The organism is Acinetobacter kookii, assembly GCF_900096895.1.
GTDB lineage: Bacteria > Pseudomonadota > Gammaproteobacteria > Pseudomonadales > Moraxellaceae > Acinetobacter > Acinetobacter kookii.
Window position 1 is genome coordinate 74,829 of record NZ_FMYO01000008.1, and the last position, 21,285, is coordinate 96,113.

Annotated in this window: 18 protein-coding genes; 1 reads left to right on the plus strand and 17 read right to left on the minus strand. The window is 44.7% G+C overall.

Translation table 11 applies throughout. The features are described 5' to 3' along the window. Positions 1 to 260 precede the first annotated feature (260 nt). The 8 genes from BLP85_RS11370 to BLP85_RS11405 form a co-directional block, all read right to left on the minus strand. On the minus strand, positions 261 to 1,112 hold the full coding sequence (locus BLP85_RS11370) for a hypothetical protein (RefSeq protein ID WP_092820200.1): 852 nt from the start codon (positions 1,110 to 1,112) through the stop codon (positions 261 to 263). Between the two features lie 3 nt (positions 1,113 to 1,115). Next, a complete protein-coding gene (gene aroB / locus BLP85_RS11375; RefSeq protein WP_092820201.1) occupies positions 1,116 to 2,201 on the minus strand; it encodes a 3-dehydroquinate synthase in 1,086 nt (361 codons plus the stop codon). A gap of 17 nt (positions 2,202 to 2,218) precedes the next feature. Then, the gene (gene aroK / locus BLP85_RS11380) at positions 2,219 to 2,767 is read right to left on the minus strand and encodes a shikimate kinase AroK (protein ID WP_092820202.1); all 549 of its coding nucleotides are present in this window, start codon (positions 2,765 to 2,767) and stop codon (positions 2,219 to 2,221) included. A gap of 36 nt (positions 2,768 to 2,803) precedes the next feature. Continuing rightward, positions 2,804 to 4,915, minus strand: coding sequence for a type IV pilus secretin PilQ family protein (pilQ, locus tag BLP85_RS11385; protein ID WP_171259708.1), 2,112 nt, complete (start codon positions 4,913 to 4,915; stop codon positions 2,804 to 2,806). Positions 4,916 to 4,977: 62 nt separating this feature from the next. Continuing rightward, the gene (locus BLP85_RS11390) at positions 4,978 to 5,505 is read right to left on the minus strand and encodes a pilus assembly protein PilP (RefSeq protein WP_092820204.1); all 528 of its coding nucleotides are present in this window, start codon (positions 5,503 to 5,505) and stop codon (positions 4,978 to 4,980) included. Next, entirely contained in the window at positions 5,505 to 6,242 is a 738-nt protein-coding gene (locus BLP85_RS11395; protein WP_092820205.1) for a type IV pilus inner membrane component PilO, read from the minus strand. The genes BLP85_RS11390 and BLP85_RS11395 overlap by 1 nt, the downstream gene beginning before the upstream one ends. After that, a complete protein-coding gene (locus BLP85_RS11400; RefSeq protein WP_092820206.1) occupies positions 6,239 to 6,892 on the minus strand; it encodes a PilN domain-containing protein in 654 nt (217 codons plus the stop codon). Before BLP85_RS11400 ends, BLP85_RS11395 begins: the two co-directional genes overlap by 4 nt. After that, entirely contained in the window at positions 6,892 to 7,953 is a 1,062-nt protein-coding gene (locus tag BLP85_RS11405) for a pilus assembly protein PilM (protein WP_092820207.1), read from the minus strand. Before BLP85_RS11405 ends, BLP85_RS11400 begins: the two co-directional genes overlap by 1 nt. A 165-nt stretch (positions 7,954 to 8,118) precedes the next feature. Here BLP85_RS11405 and ponA point away from each other — a divergent pair, with 165 nt between their 5' ends. Then, positions 8,119 to 10,647 (plus strand): penicillin-binding protein PBP1a, encoded by a 2,529-nt coding sequence (ponA, locus tag BLP85_RS11410; RefSeq protein WP_092820208.1) that lies wholly within the window; start codon positions 8,119 to 8,121, stop codon positions 10,645 to 10,647. A gap of 45 nt (positions 10,648 to 10,692) precedes the next feature. Here ponA and BLP85_RS11415 read toward each other — a convergent pair whose 3' ends face one another. The 9 genes from BLP85_RS11415 to BLP85_RS11455 form a co-directional block, all read right to left on the minus strand. Beyond that, positions 10,693 to 11,499, minus strand: a complete 807-nt coding sequence (locus tag BLP85_RS11415) for a putative RNA methyltransferase (protein ID WP_092820209.1) — start codon at positions 11,497 to 11,499, stop codon at positions 10,693 to 10,695. An 83-nt stretch (positions 11,500 to 11,582) separates the two neighbouring features. Beyond that, a complete protein-coding gene (gene mraY, locus BLP85_RS11420; RefSeq protein WP_092820210.1) occupies positions 11,583 to 12,701 on the minus strand; it encodes a phospho-N-acetylmuramoyl-pentapeptide-transferase in 1,119 nt (372 codons plus the stop codon). Beyond that, positions 12,701 to 14,110 carry a UDP-N-acetylmuramoyl-tripeptide--D-alanyl-D-alanine ligase gene (locus tag BLP85_RS11425; protein ID WP_092820211.1) on the minus strand — a complete coding sequence of 470 codons (1,410 nt, stop codon included), beginning with the start codon at positions 14,108 to 14,110 and terminating at the stop codon, positions 12,701 to 12,703. Before BLP85_RS11425 ends, mraY begins: the two co-directional genes overlap by 1 nt. 9 nt (positions 14,111 to 14,119) lie before the next feature. Continuing rightward, positions 14,120 to 15,616 (minus strand): UDP-N-acetylmuramoyl-L-alanyl-D-glutamate--2,6-diaminopimelate ligase, encoded by a 1,497-nt coding sequence (locus tag BLP85_RS11430; protein ID WP_092820212.1) that lies wholly within the window; start codon positions 15,614 to 15,616, stop codon positions 14,120 to 14,122. 10 nt (positions 15,617 to 15,626) lie between these two features. Then, positions 15,627 to 17,453: a penicillin-binding protein PBP3 gene (gene ftsI / locus BLP85_RS11435; protein ID WP_092820213.1), complete on the minus strand. Its 1,827-nt coding sequence runs from the start codon at positions 17,451 to 17,453 to the stop codon at positions 15,627 to 15,629. A gap of 14 nt (positions 17,454 to 17,467) precedes the next feature. Next, complete coding sequence (gene ftsL / locus BLP85_RS11440; RefSeq protein WP_092820214.1) at positions 17,468 to 17,800, minus strand: cell division protein FtsL; 333 nt, start codon at positions 17,798 to 17,800, stop codon at positions 17,468 to 17,470. After that, positions 17,800 to 18,723 (minus strand): 16S rRNA (cytosine(1402)-N(4))-methyltransferase RsmH, encoded by a 924-nt coding sequence (gene rsmH, locus BLP85_RS11445; protein WP_092820215.1) that lies wholly within the window; start codon positions 18,721 to 18,723, stop codon positions 17,800 to 17,802. The genes ftsL and rsmH overlap by 1 nt, the downstream gene beginning before the upstream one ends. Before the next feature lie 263 nt (positions 18,724 to 18,986). Beyond that, complete coding sequence (locus BLP85_RS11450; RefSeq protein WP_092820216.1) at positions 18,987 to 20,006, minus strand: sulfate ABC transporter substrate-binding protein; 1,020 nt, start codon at positions 20,004 to 20,006, stop codon at positions 18,987 to 18,989. A 249-nt stretch (positions 20,007 to 20,255) separates the two neighbouring features. Beyond that, positions 20,256 to 21,257: a sulfate ABC transporter substrate-binding protein gene (locus tag BLP85_RS11455; RefSeq protein ID WP_092820217.1), complete on the minus strand. Its 1,002-nt coding sequence runs from the start codon at positions 21,255 to 21,257 to the stop codon at positions 20,256 to 20,258. Between the last annotated feature and the right edge of the window lie 28 nt (positions 21,258 to 21,285).

Genomic DNA, 21,285 nt, shown 5'->3' on the forward strand with positions numbered 1-21,285 from the left:
CACTCTTTTAAAGCAGGTAAATTTGACAATTTCGCACACTCATTGAATCTTTTCGCGCCAAAACAGGGACATTAACTCAATTCATGCACCAATAAAGCAAAAAATATGCCAATTTAAAAATTAGAGTGCTAAATGTTTTAAATATAGAAATATTAAAATTTCATTAACTTTAGAGTAATTTTCAAGAAACATATTTCGCACTATATCTGTGCATATAAATAATTTTATAACTCAAATTGCTCTATTTTAGAACTATATTTTCAATTAAATGGGTCATTAATTTCTTGTTCGGGAATTCTGTTTCCGCTTTGTTTCGGTGCAGCCCCAACACCTGAATGGGATTGCTGGACATCTACAACATTGCCTTGCTCATCACGTCGGGTTACTGTGGTTGTCGTGGTTGCATTTGCAGGATCCGTCTCCGCTACACTTGGCTTAAGCTTAGGCTTAGGCAAAGCCAACATGCTTTCATCCACTTTTGGCAAGGGTACAGATCTGAGATTCACCGCATACAGCTTATTGTTGGTGCCCATTTCATCCGCACCCATGTCATTCACTAAAGAAACATAATTTTCAATATCCTGCACTTTAGGCTGAACAGTCTTGGGCAATGGGAACGCTAATTGTTCTAGCACACGTTTTGCTTCATCTTGATTTCGATATACGCCATAAAGAAGCACATATTGTTCAATCTGATTCTCACCACTCAGGCGTATGTAAAAAAAGTTCTTGCGATCAGATTGTTTTTTTAAAAAACTGCGGATCACGTCATCTTTAGTTGTCCGGAATAATTCGATGCTGCTTGCATTTTTATTATCATTAATAAATTTGCTGCCACGAAATTCCGGCTCATAACTTCCCGTAGTCACCACCCGTGTGGTCATTTCCAAAGGGCGCACCTCTTCCTGAAGTGCACCTAACAGGCTGGTTGCAGCCACCTTTTCCGGTTGAATTTGTAGCTCAGATGCAGTCTCAGCAGACTTTTCCACCTCAACCAAAGCATCACTGTCAGTCATCGCCCAAAAAACAAGTGCTGCAAACAGACACACCAATCCACACACCAGCCAAATATAGTTTTGAATGCGTTGCCATTGTGTACGAAGGGTTGCCATGACTTATGCCTTTTCTTGATTCGCTAAAATCGCCTGTTTCATCAATTCCACATCAAATTCTTTGCTAATCACGGCCTGTCCGAGCGATTTCATCAGGACCAGACGCAACTGTCCGTTCAGCACTTTTTTATCGTGCGCCATATAGGCAAGGAACTCTTGCAGTGGAATAGCTGGGCATTTTACTGGCAAATGAGCCCGTTGAATGATTTTTTTTGTACGTTCCAGATCTTCGAGTGAAATCCAGCCCATCCGTTGTGACAAATCAGCCGCCATCACCATACCGGTGGCCACAGCTTCGCCATGCAGCCAAACCCCATAACCCAGGTAGGATTCAATTGCATGACCAAAAGTATGACCCAAATTCAGCAAGGCACGCTCGCCCTGCTCTTTTTCATCATTAGCAACAATGCGTGCTTTATGGGCACAGGAACGATACACGGCTTCGGCGAGTAGACCTGAATCTCGCGCAACCAGACCTTCCATATTTTGCTCAAGCCACACCAGAAAATCTTGATCGCCTAACAGGGCATATTTAATCACTTCTGCCAGACCTGCAGATAACTCGCGGTCTGGTAAGGTCGAAAGCTGTGACATATCAGCCAGCACCACTTGCGGTTGCTGAAAAGCCCCGATCATGTTTTTACCGAGTGGATGATTGATCCCGGTTTTTCCACCCACACTGGAATCCACTTGCGACAGAAGCGTCGTCGGCACCTGAATAAAATAAACGCCGCGCTGGAAACAGGCTGATGCAAAACCGGCCATATCTCCAATCACCCCACCCCCCAATGCCAATACCGTGGCATCACGGTTAAATCCGGCTTGCAGCAAAGCATCAAAAATCAGGTTCAAGTGTTCAATATTTTTATATTGTTCACCATCAGGCAAAATACATGTCGCGACTGTTTTTCCCAAATGCTCGATTGCCGTCACGTAATGTTCCAGATACAAAGGCGCAACCGTAGTATTGGTGACCACCATGACCTGTTTTCCGCGAATATACGGCTCAAGTAAGGATTGAGGATCTAAATCACTGCCAATAAAAATAGGATAGCGGCGATCACCGAGTTCAACATGTAAAGTTTGCATGAAATTAAAACCGTTAATTAGACTAGCTTTGTTTCTTGAGAAACAATCATATGTAAGATTTTTTGCGCTAAATCCCGAGCAGCACCCTGATTTGTTTCAATAATATAATCTGCAATTTCACGATATAAAGGATCACGAACTGCCAATAAATCACGTAACTTTTGTTCAGGATTTTCAACTTGCAGTAAAGGACGGTTTTTATCCCGATAAGTGCGCTGTAATTGAATTTCGACAGGAGTATAGAGGTAAACAACGATTCCGCGCTGTTTTAAGAATTCGCGATTAGGCAACTGGGTTACTGCCCCACCACCGGTTGCAACAACCAGCTGTGAACGGGCAGTGAGCTCATCAATCACCATTGTTTCACGGTTACGAAATCCCTTTTCACCTTCTTTTTCAAAAATCCAAGGAATTGTCGCACCTGTTTTACGCTCAATTTCTTGATCACTATCAAGAAACTCTCGTCCCAACAGTTCCGCTAAATGACGACCAACAGTTGTTTTCCCAGCCCCCATTGGCCCTACCAAATAGACATTTGGCAGGGTTTCAAACTCATTGCTTGGCAAGGAGTCACCTATTTATTTTGTTAAATTCAAAATATATTAATGATTTCTTGAAACACTGTCATTAACAATTCGCGGTGTAACAAAAATCAATAGCTCTCGCTTATTGTCCGACTTCAAATCTTTACGGAACAAACGGCCTACGTAAGGAATATCACCCAAGAATGGTACTTTGGTTTGGGCATTACGTGTTTCTTGCTCAAAAATACCACCAAGTACCACAGTTTCTCCATTATTAACCAAGACATTGGTATTAATTTGATTTTTATTAATCGTCAATTGACCGGTAGGTGTTGGGTTTCCTGGAGTATCGCTAGTAATGTTGAGTAGCATCTGAACTTTACCGTCAGGCGTAATACTTGGTGTTACATCTAAGCTCAGTACAGCATCAATAAATGAAGTTGTGGAAACTGCATTTGTACCACCACCTTCCGATGATTGATATGGAATCTGTGTACCAGATGAAACTTTAGCCACCTGCTTGTCTGCAGTTAGCACTTTAGGTGTGGAAATCACTTCCCCATAACCATCTGCTTGTAAGGCTGAGAGTTCCAAATCCAGCATAAAATCAGACAAACTTATTAGACCAAAAGCAATACGACTCGCACCTTGACTGGTTACACCTAAATCCACATTTAAGTTCTGTGGACGTTGAATCGTATATTTACCGTCATCATCCGGTTTTTTTAAATCCCATAAAGTGGTGTCACTACCACCGACCAACAAATCATTATTTTGACTAATCCCTTGCGACAATATACCCCACTTCACACCCATTTCTTTACTAAACTCTGTGGAAGCACGCACAATACGGGCTTCAACCATTACTTGCTTGACCGGAATGTCTAGCAAGTCAACCATTTTTCGAACTTTATCAATATTCTGTGCAGCATCATTAATAATCAGTGTATTGGTACGTATATCTGCAGATATCGTTCCACGTGAGCTTAATAAACTTTCACTAGAATTGTTGTTACCATTACTAGAATTAGAATTATTTGAAGATTTAGTTTGTGTAATCAGTTTTTCAATATCAGCAACCTTTGCATAGCTAAGTTGCATATACTCGGTCTGTATTGGCGCCAATTTCACACTTTGCGCCAGTGCCTTGGCTTCTTCCTCTTCCGCCTTAATCAGTTCTGATACCGGCGCAATCCAGATTACATTTCCATTACGGCGTTTATCCAGATTTTTGGTTTTTAAAATGATATCAAGAGCCTGATCCCATGGAACATCTTTTAAACGCAGGGTAATATTGCCTTGAACACTATCTGCAGTCACCATATTGATGCCGGTGAAATCTGCCAGTAATTGCAGTACACGACGTACTTCAATATCCTGAAAATCTAGTGAAATCTTTTTACCTGTATAAGCATTTGCCGCCTTAGGTTTTAATGGATTTTTATCTTCAGGCCGTTTTAAGCTGATGGTCAGCTTGTTATCCGTCTGATAAGCCATATATTCATAGCTACCAGAAGTCTGAATCGTAATCACACCATTGCCACCATCATTGGTAGCATCGACCGTAGATACGGGGGTTGCGAAATCATTCACATTCAAACGACGTGCCAAGTGTGCTGGAACTTTATTGCCTAAAGTTCGCACCACCACTTTACTGCCTTGTTGTTGTACATCTACCGGAGTATTGCTTCCTAATAAATCTACAACAATTTGGCCTTCACCCTGACTGCCGCGCTGGAAACCAATATTGGAAATACCTTGCGCAGTTTTTTGGACAGCAACTTGCTGAGATGCAAATGCATTTGCAGCCGCAGAATTAATTTTTAAAATAAAAGTATTGCCTTCAACACGCGTGGTAAAAGCACCTGCATCAGCCAAATTCACAGTTAAACGTGAGCGTTGGGCATCAGAACTCACATCAACGGAAGTGGCTTCTTTCGTTGCGACAGGAATACTATTTTGTTTTAAATTTTGTTGTGCTTTATCAAAATCAAGAATTAAGCGTGATGGCTGCTCTAGCTGGTAAGCCTGAGGTTGTGGTGGCAAACCATTAAACATGACACGGATTTCTGTACCTTGGCCTGCAATCTGCATTGGCACAATATTGGTCATACTCACTTGTGCATTTGCAACCTGCATGATCGCGATCGCAACAGCACCCATAGAAAATTGACGAAACAAATGGTTCATTGTATTGCCATCCCCAAATATAAAATCTTTAAAACTATTATTCATTTTTATTCCTTTTAAACTTAAGGCGCTGGTCCAAGTAATACTAGACTTCTTGGACGTTCTACGTATCCTTCTCGCCCATCTGGAACAATTTCCACGAGATCAATCTGTGTAGGCGTAATATTGATTACACGACCATGATTCATACCCATATAACTGCCGCGCTGGATTCGCTCAATTTCACCATCCGGGGTCTGAATCAACGCCAGGATCTGCCCAGACTGGTTACGCATACTTCCCTTCATATTCAACGATTCAATTGCATAACTTTCTAAAGGTTGCAATTGACGGGATAAATTAGGATAGACACGTTTTCCTGACATAATTTTTAATTCGGCAGCCAGTGAACTCGGTAAAAAAGGACTTTTAAGCTGGTGTGCCGCATAATCAAATGTCGGTACAGGTGGAAAAACCGGTGCAGGTTCAATCGGTAATGGAGGTTGATTGCGAATATTGGCCATTTGTTCATTCACGGCATCAATACGCGAATCACAACCGACCAGCAACACACCCAGCATCAAACTTAGAGAGATTTTTTGCATTTTCATTACTGTGTCCCTCCAGCCGCAGCAGTTGAGTTAGTCCCTGCAGCCTGCGTTTCTGTCGCTTGAGCATCGGCAGCACCAATATAACGATATGTTTTTGCTTTAACGTTATAATTCACTTGAGGAATATCAGATTTTTTCTCTTTATTTTCTGACGCCGTAATTTCAAAATCATGCAAAGTCACAATACGTGGCAGTGCAGCAATTCCGCTCACAAAAGAACCAAAAGCATGATAGTCACCGGTTGCTTCAATCGCAATTGGCTGTTCAATAAAGAACTCTTGTTTTATTTCATTTTCTAAACGGATATTTTTGAATTTCAAGCCAGAATTTACACCGGTAACGTTGATATCCTCAACCAGTCCTGGAATTTCAGTTTCTTTAGGCAGTTGCTCCAATTGCTGGTTAAAATTCGCTTCCATTTCCTGTAACTGCGCTTGCAACAACTGCAAATTACGAAGCTTGGAATCTTTTTCACGAAATTCATTGAGCAGGTTTTGCTCTTGAGCAGCAGCATTGGAAATATCTTCCAATTTACTTTTAATTGTTAAAAAATAACCAAGAACGCCTATTGCCAGCACAATCGCAATCCAGCAGGTGATTTTGACGGACAACGGCCAACTGCCATAATTATTTGGATCTAAAGTATTGAACTGCTGAAGGAACTTATCCAGCGTCATTTTCTTTTTAGGGACCACAGCTTCATTTGGATTTAATTCATCAAGTTCATCGAGACTCATTTGGCTGCCTCCACAGTTGAATTCGCTGTATTGGATTGTGCTTGTTGTTGTGCTTCTGGTGCAGCAGGCTGGGCGATTTCATCCAAGTCAGCAGTCACCACAAATGAACCATAACCTTCTTCAATACGCGGAATCACTGAACTTGGTGCTTTATCTTTTTGTTCTTCAACCGCTAAAAAAGAATTCATAAAAGCGTTGCGATACCAGGCAGATGCCTCCAAATTACGCAAAAACTCTGCAACGGTATTTGGACTTTCAGCTCTGCCTTCAATGGTGAATTTGTCGCCAGTACGCACAAATTTGGTAATATACAAATTACCTGGCGTAACCCGTACCAGTTCGTCAATCAGACGTACCGCAATCGGACGCTGCCCTTGCAGACCCTGAATCAGCTTCATGCGCTCAACAATGGCATTGCGCTGCGCTTCCAAACCTTCTAAAGATTTTAATTGCACATCAAGATTCTGGTTGGTACTGCTAATCAGCTGATTGGCCTGTTCCTGGTCTTCAAGTTTATGATCATAATAAAACCATGATGATGTAACCGCCAAAGCACCAATGAATGCCGCCCCAATACAAATGGCGATAAATTCTTTTTTTCGTTTTTCTCTTAGCTCATCACGCCAAGGAAGTAAGTTAATTCTTGCCATTAATCAAAACTCCTCAATGCCAAACCACATGCCACCATGAGCGAGGAAGCATCGTTCTCTATTTTTTTAATATCGATTTGTGGAGAAAACCCCATTTGTAAAAATGGGTTGGCAATCGTGACGCGATAACCCAGTTTTTGTTGTAGTAATTTCGCGAGCCCTGGAATATTGGCATTTCCCCCAGCCAATAAAATGTGGTCAATCTCATTAAACTGTGAAGATGAGAAGAAGAACTGCAACGATCTTGCCGCTTGTTGAACCACAGCTTCCAAGAAAGGCTCTAAGACTTCAACATCATAGTCATCCGGTAATGAACGGGTTTTCTTGGCACGGCCCGCTTCTTCAAAAGACAAGCCATAACGATTTTGAATTTCCTGAGTCAGCTGTTTACCCCCAAACACCTGCTCTCGTGTATAAATCACTTTATTATTTTGCATGACAGATAAGGTCGTCATGGTATGACCAATATCTAAAATACCGACCGTATTCACCCCCATAGGCAAAGTATCGGAAAATACTTTATAGGCATTTTCTATCGCAAAACTTTCAACATCGGCAATTTTTGGAGTCAGGTTAGCCAGCTCCAGTACTTCAGCACGGGCTTCTACATTTTCAAGACGCGTTGCAACCAGCAGTACATTCACCCGATTCGGATTGGCTAAACGATCCGGCAATACTTCAAAATCCAGGCTGGCTTCATCCAGAGGAAACGGAATATATTGCTCTGCATCCATACGGATCTGGACTTCACGTTCATCGTCCGTCATATCCGCATCCATTTCAATGGTTTTAGTAATCACCAGTGAAGTTGGAATTGCAAGGGATGCAGCTGTGGATTGGGTATTGGCAAGATTGAGTGCCCGCTCTAGTGCATCACCCACTGCCTCCGGATTTAAAATATTTTTTTCAACAACACTACCTTCAGGTAAAGGCACCAGCGCATAGCTTTCAACCCAATACCTGTTACCGCCCTTAACAGAAAGTTCCAACAATTTAACAGAAGTAGAACTAATATCTACTCCTACTAACCCCTTATTCGGCTTACGATATAACCTGAGCACAATATAATTCCTATTATTTTTTTATCCCCAATAAAAGTAACCTACTAATCAGTGATGGTCCATAATTTTATACAGATACAATAACTCATCTAACAATCTGTATGTGTAAAGGCTATACTGACCGCCAATTAGTTTGCCATTAGCTCTTATTAAAACTTACTTGTTATGAAAAAGCTATCACGTTCGGGCCATGTTCATCCATTTTTTTTGATCATAATTATAGTTTTGGTCTCAATTCCTATGGGATTTTATGGCATGTATCTCTATATTGCCCCATCCCTACCTAAAATGACTACCTTAAAAAAGGCACCGTTATTAAAACCTTTACAAGTATATAGTGCTGATAATGAGCTGATTGCCGAGTATGGCGGGAAATTATCCGTTCCGGTGGAATACAAACAGATTCCCAAACCTTTTATCTCTGCCTTTCTGGCGGCAGAAGATTCATCTTTTTTTGAACATAGCGGCATTAGCTTTAAAGGTTTAGGTCGTGCGGTGAGTGAAACCATCACCGGTTCAAACGTGCAAACCGGTGGGTCCACCATTACCATGCAGGTGGCAAAAAACTATTATTTAACGCCTGAACGTACGCTAAAACGCAAACTGACTGAAATTTTCCTGGCACGTAAAATTGAACAGAACCTGACCAAGGAAGAAATTCTCACCTTATATGTGAATAAAATCTTCTTGGGTAAGAATGCTTACGGGATTGCTGCAGCTGCAAAAATTTACTACAACAAAAATCTGGATCAGCTCAGTATTGCTCAAATGGCCATGATTGCAGGCCTGCCCAAGGCACCTTCAAAATACAACCCAGTGGTTAACCCTACCCGTGCCTTAGAACGCCGCAACTGGATTCTGGGTCGCATGCTGCAGTTGGGTTATATCAATCAGGCTCAGTATAAGCAGGCCATTGCTGAACCGGTTAATCTCGATATGCCAGACCGTGGCATCAATAATAAATATCCCTATGTCGGCGAAATGGTCCGTTCAGAATTGGTGGAAAAGTTTGGTGAACAAGCAATTGATTCTGGCTATAAAGTTTATACCACGATCAATAGCCAACGTCAGGCCTTCGCAGAACAGTCCGTACAGGAAGGCCTGGAAGCCTATGACCGCCGACATGGCTGGAGAGGTGCTGAAGCACATGACAAACCACTGAGCGATTTCACCCCTTATGCAAATACCTATCCTGCCAAGGTGATTAAAGTCGAGAAAAACACTTTTGAAGCCTTGATGCAGGATGGCTCTACCGTGACTGTACCCTGGTCAGGCATGTCCTGGGCATCTCCTTACAGAAATGCCAACAGCGTTGGCCCTGCTCCACGCACTGCTTCACAAATCGTGAAAGTAAAAGATATTATCCGATTACGCCCGAACGACAATAAAACCTCTTGGGCACTGGTACAGATTCCTAAAGTTCAAGGCCAGCTGATTGCATTAAACCCCAACAATGGCGCAATTGAAGCGATTGTCGGTGGATATAATTTTTATCAGTCCAAATTTAACCGTGCTCTACAAGGCTGGCGCCAACCGGGTTCCACCATCAAACCCTTTGTCTATGCCTTGGCACTTGAGCGCGGCATGACCCCCTACAGCATGGTCAATGACAGCCCGATCACGATTGGCAAATGGTCACCGAAAAATTCCGATGGCCGTTATCTGGGCATGATTCCTTTACGTCGTGCCTTGTATTTATCACGAAATACGGTATCGGTTCGCCTGCTGCAAACGGTGGGCATTGAACGTACCCGACAATTACTGATGGATTTCGGTTTGCATGAAAATCAGATCCCGCGAAATTACACGATTGCCTTAGGTACACCTCAAGTTCTTCCGATCCAGATGGCGACAGGCTATGCCACTTTCGCCAATGGCGGTTACCGCATTCAGCCGCATTTTATTGACCGTATTGAAGATGCCTATGGCAAAGTGATTTACCAAAGCAATCCGGACTATGCCTGCATTTCCTGCATCAATCAAAATGATGAAGAAACGGTATCTGCAGAACCGGTTACCCCGGATGATGAAGTGATTCACGTCACCAATCAGATGCTGCCAGAGGAAAAAGAACTGGCTCAGCTTGAACTGGATGAAGCAAAAAGCCAGTACCGCCAGGCACAGCGTGTCTTAAAATCAAGCTCTGCTTATGACATGGCCAATATTTTACGTGATGTGATTCAACATGGTACCGGACGTGCCGCACTCAGAATTGGCCGTGATGATATTGGCGGTAAAACCGGGACCACCAATGATGCTAAGGATGCCTGGTTTGCAGGCTTTAATGGCAAACTGGTGACGGTTGCCTGGGTCGGTTTTGACCAGCCAACCACGCTGGGTCGGCGTGAATATGGGGGTGTTGCCGCACTGCCAATCTGGACCAACTTTATGGGCAATGCCTTAAAAGGTACACCGGCAGCCTGGGTACGTCTCGACAAAAATGCCAAAGCCCCGGCCAATCGTAATCAGACGATTACTGTAGGCGAACCAGTCCAGACAGATCGTTCCTCTCCGCCTTTGGCTCGTCCATTGTATCGTCCGGCACCCGTGGCTCCAGTGCGGGCACCGGAACGCGACTTTGACGATCTTCCGGGAGAAGAAATCCTGGTTCCGGAAAATGCCAACCCGCCAGATATGCAAAAACAAAACAACAAGCCGGATGCCTTGGATAATCTGATTGATGTATTTGAATAACACAATAAAAAGCCCTCAATTGAGGGCTTTTTATTGCACTTACTTTTAAGCTTTCTTTTTAAATAGATAAATCTGGAATTGGGCTTTTAACTCAAACTGGTCTTTCTGTTCCAGAGCCTGACGACGTTCTGGCTTGGCTTTATAAGCATAAGGCGTCATGGCAATCAAATGCTTTAAATCAGCCTGTTGCAAGGTAAATGGCGCATCCACCACTCTCTCTTCTACCAGTTCAAAAGCATCTTCCAGCTGGGCGACAAATTTATACGGTTCATGCGGATTCACCTCTTCAAAAAGTGCCTCACGCATGGCATATAAATGCTCTGTTGCAGGCGTGACCACCATCAAATAGGCATGCGGTTTCAGTACCCGTAATATTTCCTGTTTGGGAATGGGGCTAAACAGACTGGTACATAAATCAATTGACGCATCCAGTACCGGCAAGGTGGCTCCGGTTCCTACTACCCAGGTCATATTTTTATTGAGCTTAGCCGCAACCTGTACGGCATTTTTTGCAATATCCACGCCAACACATTGCAGCACTTCTGCCTGCATGGCATTGGTGTAATAGCCTTCGCCACAGCCAATATCCAGCAAATTTTCAACGCGCAATTCACGAATTTTTTCAACCACTGCATGTTGCAAAGGCGCATAAAAACCGCCACTTAAAAATGCACGGCGCGCCTGTACCGATTCAGGCGTATCGCCCGGATTCTTGCTGTGCTTGTGTTGTACTACATGCAGGTTCACATAGCCCTGTTTGGCCACGTCATAACTGTGGTTATTGACACAGTGCCATGTTTTTCCGGTCAGTTGCAATGCTTCATGACAGACAGGACACATCAGCAGATTCATATTTTTCTCCAGTGCCTGAAATCAGGCGATAAAAAAAGCCGGCAGATGTGGGAGCAAATGCCGGCTTTTTTTCGAATATTTGCTTAACGCAATTTTAAGGTCATTAAGCCTAAAACTACCAGCATAATCGTAATAATCCAGAAACGAATCACCACCTGGGTTTCACGCCAGCCTTTTTTCTCGTAATGATGATGTAGCGGCGCCATAAGGAAGACACGCTTGTTACGCATACGCAGGGAACCAATTTGCAGGAACACTGAAATGGCTTCTACCACAAATACCCCGCCCATAATCGCAAATACGATTTCCTGACGAACCATCACTGCAATGGTACCCAGCATTGCGCCTAAGGATAAAGCCCCGACATCGCCCATGAATACTTGTGCGGGATGCGCGTTATACCAAAGAAAGGCCAAACCGGCACCAATCATGGCGGCACAGATCACCACCAGTTCAGAGGAATATTTGACATAAGGAATATGCAGATAATTGGCAAAACGGACATCTCCGGCCAGATAAGCAAATACGCCCAAACCTGCAGCAACCAGCACAATCGGCATGATTGCCAGACCATCCAGACCATCGGTCAGGTTCACCGCATTGGATGCCCCGTTAATCACCAGATAGGTAAAGATAATAAAACCAATCCCTAAAGGAATAGCGGATAATGGAATGGTCAGGTTTTTAAAGAAGGGAATCAGCAGGTCTAGCATGTTGCTGGTGTGCACAGGATTGGCCTGCTGGGTCGCAATCACATACAGGGCAATACCGGCACCCAAAGAAGCAACCGAAGTCCAGAAGAATTTTTTCCGTGCAGGCAGACCGGCATTGTCTTTATAGCGTACCTTGATCCAGTCATCCGCCCAGCCGACGGCACCAAAAATCACCATCACGCCCAATACAATCCAGACATAAGGATTGGATAAATCGGCCCACAACAGGGTGGAAATACCAATCGACAGCAGGACCAGAATCCCGCCCATGGTCGGGGTTCCCATTTTTTTGGCATGATTTTCAGGAGCAAAAGAACTCACTGCCTGTCCGTATTTTAAAGCCTGGAGCTTACGGATCATCACCGGACCCAAAACCAGTCCAATGGTCAATGCGGTTAAAACACTGAGCAGCGCACGTAATGTTAAATAACGGATCACGCCGAACGAGCTATGATAGCCGGCCAGGTGTTCAAATAACCATAACAGCATTAAAGTTTCTCCATCAAATCAGCCATCAATGTTTCCATGTGGGTATAGCGAGAACCTTTAAACAGGAAACTCATGGATTGAGGTTGATGTGTTTCAATTAAACCAAGTAGAAAAGGAAGGGCTTGTGCCTGGGTCAGGAAGGCCTGCAGTTTTTTGCCATACTGGGTGCTGCGAGCCCCTTCTTGGGTAGCCGGAGCGAATTCCCCCACGGCAACCACAAAATGAACTCCCGGTACCGAAACCAGATCACGGCCCAGCATATAGTGTTGCTGTGCAGCACTTGCACCCAATTCGCCAATATCGCCAATCACCATCACTTTGACGCCTTCCTGCTGTGCCAGCACTTCGGCTGCAGCGCGCATGGACGTCGGATTGGCATTGTAAGTATCGTCAATAAACAGATGTTTCGCGGTATGAATGAAGTTCAGACGGCCTTTGGCACCTTTCGCCTGCTCCAGACCTGTCACAATATCATCCAGCGCAACACCGATCGCGAGCGCAAAAGCAGCTGCCGCCGTGGCATTCTGCACATTGTGTTCACCGGCAAATGGCAGGTTGATCTGGCGCACACCTTGAGGGGTATTTAAAGTAAAGCGGGAAGATTGGGCATGCAACTCGATCTCTGTGGCAAAAACATCTCCGCCCTGTCCGAAACTCAAGACTTTTTCAGTCTGTACGGCCTGACGGATGGATTCGGCAAAATCATCGGCAGCGGGAACGATTGAAGTGCCTGTTTTGGCAATATGACCATAAATTTCCGATTTGGCACGGCAAATACCATCGCGTCCGCCAAACTCACCCAAATGTGCAGTACCAATATTGATAATCCCGGCCACATGCGGTTGAACCAGATTGGAGGTGTAATCAATCTCACCCTGATGGCTTGCGCCAAGCTCCATCACCGCATATTGATGTTCAGCACGCAGCTCGAGCAACATCATCGGTACACCTAAATCGTTATTCAGGTTACCACGGGTAATTAAGGTCGGTGCCAAACGAGATAGAATACTGCCCAGCATTTCCTTGGTAGTGGTTTTACCACTACTGCCGGTTAGCGCAATCACTTTCAATTGTGAATTTTGTGCACGGCGATAAGCCCCAAGATGTCCCAATGCCAGACGGGTATCAGCAACCACAAGCTGGCAGATATCAGCATCTACCGGATGGCTGACAATTGTGATTTCACAGCCCTTACCTGCCACTTGGGCAACAAAGTCATGCGCATCAAAACGTTCACCTTGCAGGGCAAGAAATGCATCGCCTTTTTCCGCAAAGCGTGAATCGGTCAAAATCCGTTTGATTGCGCCTTGAGGCACTTTCTCATTCAACCAGTAACCCTGGGTGGCTTCAGCCAGTTGTGCTGCTGTCCACGGTTCCAAAGGCACTGTACTGGTAGTTGATGTATGCATGATGGTTTCCTATTGTGCAGGATAAGCTGAATCTGGGGTGTGGTGTTGTGCATCAATGGCTGCCTGTACTTCAACCACATCATCAAACCAATGACGTACGCCATCAATTTCCTGATAGTTTTCATGCCCCTTTCCGGCAATAACCACAATGTCACCTGCCTGAGCCTGCTTCACTGCAAATTTAATCGCTTCACGGCGGTCATGAATTTCATGCACTCGATGCGCTGAAAAATCAATGCCGGCTTTCATGTCGGCAAAAATCTGTTCCGGGTCTTCGGTACGCGGATTGTCAGAAGTGATCAGCGCAACATCGGCATGATCCAGAGCAGCTTGGGTCATTAGCGGACGCTTGCCCCGGTCACGGTCGCCACCACAACCAAAGACTGCCCATAAATTTTTCGCTACATGGCGTTTTAAGGTGGTCAGTACCTGAATCAGGGCATCTGGCGTATGGGCATAATCGACCACAAACAGACGCTCGCCATCACGGATTACCTGCATACGACCCGGCGCACCTTGCAGCTTCGGTGCCACAGCAATCAAATCGGTCAGCTTGAAACCTGCCTGCTGTGCAGCAATCAGGCTCGCCACAAGATTTTCCACGTTAAAATGCCCCAGTAACGGGCTATTTACGTCAAATTCACCATCCGCGGTGACCAGTTTAAAGCATGCACCGGTTAAACTATATTGAATATTTTCAACCCGATAGTCAGCTGCTTGGGTGATTGAATAAGTGAAAATTTTCGGTCGGGCCGGATTTGATTGCGCAGCCTCAATCATGACCTGCGCATGCTCATCATCAATATTGATAATGGCCACTTTCAAGCTGGAAAACTTGAATAATCGCGACTTGGCTTCAGCATAGGCTTCAAGCGTGCCGTGATAATCCAGATGATCGCGACTCAAGTTACTATACGCCGCAATTTCAATATCGCAGCCATTCAAACGGCCCTGTTCCAGACCATGCGAGCTGGCTTCAATCGCTGCAAATTCAGCACCGGCCTGCGCATAGCCATGCAAGGCATTTTGCAGCTGCAAGGCATCCAGCGTGGTATGCGTAGAGGCTTCAAGATTCGGCAAAATACCGTTCCCGGTGGTTCCCATCACGGCACATTGCTTACCTTGCAACATCAACAGTTCAGCAATTAAACGCGAGATGGTGGTTTTACCGTTGGTTCCTGTCACGGCAATAATGCGCGCAGCATTTACAGCTTGGGTTGCCTGTAAATATTGCTTTTGCCACTGTCCCATTAAATGACGGACATTCGGTACTACTATACTATTTTCCAGACCCAAATCCGTTTCGCTGACCACAACCAAGGCACCACGCGCCAAAGCTGACTGTGCAAACTGCAAGGTTTTTTCAGGCTGGGAAAAACTAGTCAGGGCAATAAAAATTTGCCCTGGGTCAACTTTACGACTATCTAAACTAAAGCCAGCGAATGGCTTGCTCATCCATCCAGTGGTTTTCTCAGTGCTGTAGAGATCTTGAAATGTAATCGACATTCATCACCTGTTACTGGATTTTGGGAGTATCTAAAGGTTTATCTAAAGGCACGTTCATCAAACGTAAGGATTCCTGCATCACACGTGCAAATACCGGCGCTGCCACCAGACCGCCGTAATATTGTCCTTTCGGATTTTCTACCACAACGACCATCGCCAGGCGCGGATCACTGACCGGTGCCATGCCGGCAAACAGCGCACGGTATTCACTGTCTGAATACCCCTTGCGGTCTGCACGTAACTTATGCGCGGTACCGGTCTTACCTGCGACACGATAACCTGGAATATTCGCCTGCTGTGCCGTACCACCCGGCAATGTCACCGCTTCCATCATCAACAAAACCTGTTCGGCAATTTTTGCATCGACAATTTGCTCACCCTTCGGTGGCTGATCCAGCTTGTACAAGCTTAAAGGCATCTTCACGCCTTTATTGGCAATCATGGCATAAGCATCGGCAATTTGTAGTACGGTCGCATTCAGGCCATAACCATAGGCCATGGTGCCCACTTCCGAGACATTCCATTTGCTTGGCGGCAAAATCAGGCCCGCACTTTCACCCGGGAATTTCACCGCAGAACGCTGCCCCATGCCCACACGTTTATAGAAAGTCGGCAGGGTGGCATAAGGCAGTGACAAGGCAATTTTTGCCACCCCAACGTTGGATGATTTCTGGATGATGCCGCCCAGAGTCAGTGCGCCATAGTTATGCGTATCCCGAATGGTATGATTACCAATGCGCATACTGCCCGGTGATGTATTCACGATAGAGTTTGCGGTATATTTGCCACTTTCCAGCGCCATTGCCACCGTTAGCGGTTTCATGGTCGAACCCGGCTCAAATGAGTCCACTGCACCGCGGTTACGCATAGCGTCTTTATTGGCTAAACTTTTTTTGTCGTTGGGGTTATAAGACGGCCAGCTGGTCATGGCCAGAATCTCACCGGTTTTGACATCCACAGCAATGGCTGTAGCAGAACGCGCATTATTCGCCACACCAGCAGCGGTCAATTCACGGTACAGAATATATTGCAGCCGTGAATCAATACTTAAGGTAATATTTTCCCCGGCTTCAACTTCCTTGATAATTTCAGGGTCTTTAAAACGGTTGCCCTTTTTATCCCGCACAATCTGCTGTTCGCCATCATGACCAGACAAAGCCTTATTCAGCTGCATCTCCAGACCTTCAATCCCTACGCCTTCACTGTTGGTCAAACCAATAATCTGGGCATTCGGCTGCGGCTGCGGATAATAACGCTTATAGTTCTTTTCGGTATAAACGCCCTGGAATTCACGTTTGGCAATCAGCTCCGCTTGCTGGGGTGGAATTTCTTTTTGCAGGACCAGATAACGTGAACGCGGACGCTCATTCATTTTCTTTTTCAGCTCGGCACGATCCATGCCCACCGCATCGGCAAGTTCATCCAGATTCAGGTTTTTATCCGGTAACTGACGTTTCAGTTTGCGGTTATGAGGATCTTTAGCCAGTTCGGCAGTAATCTCGTCAAACAGTTTTTTGGTTTCAAAATAGTCGCGCGGATCAATCACCACCTTCATGACCGGCGTACTAATGGCCAAAGGCACCCCATGACGGTCATAAATGACACCACGCATCGCCTTGATTTTTTCAGTTCGCAAAATATTAGCATTGGCCTTGTTTTGCAAAAAGTCCTTATTGATCACCTGCACATAAAATGCACGACCGACCAAGGCCAGAAAGCACAGTAGAACCACGCCCCACATCAGATAAAAACGCCACATATCTACGCTGAGGGCATTTTTCTCGGTAATCGGCTGCTGCTTTTTGCGTGTTGCCTGACTTGTTCTCTTATCCACCATAATTACAGCTAGCCTTATTTTTTATCGTCTGAAGTCATTGGTAAAGAAATTACAACCGTCTGTGCCGTAGGAGGTGAGTACATGCGCAATTGCGTGACCGCACGTGTGCCAATTTGCGCCGTCGCACCAAAGGTTTGTTGCTCAATCAGCAAACGCCCCCACTCTGCATTCAGATCATCCCTTTCCCGCATAAATGAACTTAATTCGCGATAATCATGACGATATTCAAATACCTGGAATACCACCATGATTGCGCTAAGAAAGACCAGCAGCAGCAAAACGATATAGCTGATGAGTTTTTTCATCGGCTTTTTGTCGGTTTTCTTTTCAACAACTTCAGTTTTCATTATTCGCCTTTTGAAGCTAAGCGCTCTGCAACTCTAAGCCATGCACTGCGAGAACGAGGGTTGGCTTTGACCTCTTCTTCACTGGCACGGACTCGGGAAATCTTCTTTAAACGACGGGTATCTTCCCGTTTTTGTGGCAATCCCCAACCGGTATCTTCCGCTAAAGTCGATTCTTTTTGAATAAATTGTTTAATCAGACGGTCTTCCAGTGAATGGAAACTGATGACCGCCAAACGTCCCTCGGGTTTTAAAACTTCCACAGCCTGTGGCAAGAAAGCTTCAATATCTTCTAATTCTTTATTAATGGCAATACGAATCGCCTGAAAAGTTCGGGTTGCAGCATGTTTATTTTTTTCCCATTTCGGATGGGCAACTTTGACAATTTCAGCCAGTTGAGCCGTGGTTTCAATATAACCGGCTGCCTTAATGGCTTTGGCAATACGGCGGCTATAACGCTCTTCGCCATACTGGAAAATAATATTCGCCAGGGCTTCCTCTTCAATATCTACCAGCCACTCGGCTGCCGTTGGACCTTGCGAGTTATCCATGCGCATATCCAGCGGCCCATCCTTCATAAAACTAAAGCCACGTTCCGCCTGGTCCAGTTGTGGAGATGACACGCCTAAATCTGCCATCACCCCATCCACCTGGTCGATGCCCAGCGCTTCCAGTTCCTGTTTTAAATCGGCAAAGCTGGCATGAATAATCTTAAAGCGTGAATCTTCCTGTTCCAATACCGCCGCTGTTTGCAAAGCTTGCGGATCTTTATCAAAGGCATAAACACGGGCATTTTCATCTAACTTAGACAGTAATAAACGGGTATGACCGCCGCGACCAAAGGTCCCATCGACATAAATTCCTGTATTGCGGTCTGCCAACAAGGCATCAACAGTTTCGTGAAGTAATACAGAAATATGCGACATAAGGGTTCAATCAATACTAGGAAAAATGTAACTGCACATTATTACCTTGTTTTAACAAAGCTCCAAACGACTTTTTGTAGGGAAATATTACTTTTCATAGAGAAAACCGTTTCAAACCGGGTTCACCGCAAATCTATTCTATCTTGCATGTGATTTTTATCTTTTAGTGAGTTTGATATGATTTAAAAATGATGCTTCACTCTTCATCTTGGCTGCCAAAAAAAAGCCAATCCCTCAGGATTGGCTTTTTAGATCAGGCAAAATTAACGCTTGGCATTATAAATCTGGTCAAAAATCGCACCGTTCACAAAGTGAGTCTGTTGTGCTTTGGACCAGCCACCAAATACTTCATCAATGGTAAACGTTTTTATTTTCGGGAATTGAGCAGAATATTTAGCCAGCACTTCCGGATTACGCGGACGATAGTAATACTTGGCTGCCATTTCCTGACCCAATGGTGAGTACAAGTAGTTGATATAACCTTTGGCTAACCACTTGTTGCCATCTTTCTCTACGTTTTTATCTACGATTGCAACCGATGGTTCAGTCAAGATAGACATAGATGGATAAACAATTTCAAATTTGTTTTTACCCAGGCTTTTTTGAGTTACCAGAGCTTCATTTTCCCAGGTCAATAACACATCACCGATACCGCGCTCAGCAAATGTAGTCATTGAAGCACGTGCAGCCGAGTCCATCACCTTGACGTTGCGGTACATTTTGCCCACGAACTCTTTGGCTTTGGCATCGCTACCGCCCGGTTGTTTCAGTGCATAACCCCAAGCAGACAAATATACCCAACGCGGTAAACCACCGGTTTTCGGGTTCGGGGTAATAATCTGTACGCCTGGCTTGGTTAGGTCAGACCAGTCTTTAATATGCTTTGGATTACCTTTACGTACCATAAAAACGATGGTCGAAGTATAAGGTGCAGAGTTATGCGGGAACTCTTTTTGCCAGCCCGGCTGAATCTGACCCGACTTGACGATTTCTTCAATATCATTTGCCAAGGCCAAAGTGACAACATCCGCTTTCAGCCCATCCACCACGGAACGTGCCTGCTTGCCTGAACCACCATGAGACTGTTTAAAATTCACACTCCGCCCAGTACGCTCTTTCCAGTAAGCACCAAAAGACTTGTTGAATTCATCATAAAATTCACGTGTTGCATCATAAGATACATTTAAAAATTCACGGTCTGCCGCCTGAGCAGAAGTGGCAGTAAAAGCAATGCCGCTAGCAAGCAATGCTGCACTGTATAAGGCTTTGAATTGAGTTTTCATGACAATACAGATCAATTATCTTCATTAATGCTAACTATATGAAATAAAGTCATAATTCGCAATTCATCAAATTTAGGCATAACCGATTAAGATGAAAGGTTTTTCTTCTTAATCTACTGTTTTAGATACAAAAATAACGACAACATTATACTTATTCAAGATATATAGATTTTTATGGATTAGATATAAAAAAAACGGATAACAAAGTTAGCCGTTTTCTGATTTTAATGCTTGATCACGATCAAAATATTAACTTTTTTCGCTATAGATCTGGTCAAAAATGGCGCCATTCACGAAGTGAGTTTTTTGTGCTTTCGCCCATCCGCCAAACACATCACCAATGGTAAACAGTTTGATTTTTGGAAATTGTGCCGCATATTTCGCTGCCGCCTGTGAATTACGCGGGCGGAAGAAATATTGTGCTGCCAGCTCTTGCCCCTTTGGCGAATATAGATAGTTGAGATAACCTTTAGCCAGGTTTCGGTTGCCGTCCTTATCCACATTTTTATCGACAATCGCTACCGATGGTTCTGCCAAAATTGAAATGGATGGATAAACAATCTGATATTTGTCTTTGCCCAGGCCTTGGGTCGCCAGCAGAGCCTCATTTTCCCAAGACAGTAGCACATCACCAATCCCACGCTCAGCAAAAGTGGTTAAAGAACCGCGTGCACCAGAATCCAGCACCTTTACATTAGCATAAAGCTTTTTCACCAGCTCACGTGCTTTGGCATCATTGCCACCCGGCTGTTTTAACGCGTAACCCCATGCAGACAGGTAAATCCAGCGTGGTGCACCGCCAGTTTTCGGATTTGGCGTAATAATTTCCACACCCGGCTTGGTTAAATCGTTCCAGCCTTTAATATTTTTGGGATTCCCCTTGCGAACCAGAAAAACCACGGTCGAGGTATAAGGTGCAGAATTGTTCGGAAACTGCTTTTGCCAGTTTTTATGGATCAGGCCCGCCTTCACAATTTCATCGATATCGTTGGCTAGCGCCAGGGTCACGACATCAGCCTGCAAACCATCAATCACGGAACGTGCCTGCTTGCCTGAACCGCCATGAGATTGTTTGAAATTGATCTCCTGTCCGGTACGTTGTTTCCAGTACGCACCAAAGGCCTGATTATAGTCCTGATAAAATTCTCGGGTCGGATCATAAGAGACATTCAGGAAATCTTTCGCGGCGAAACTCTGCGTGCCCATGCTCCCCAGCAAGACCAAAAGAGTAGATGCGAGTATTTTTTTCATGTGTAACCCTTTTATTTAACTTTTATTT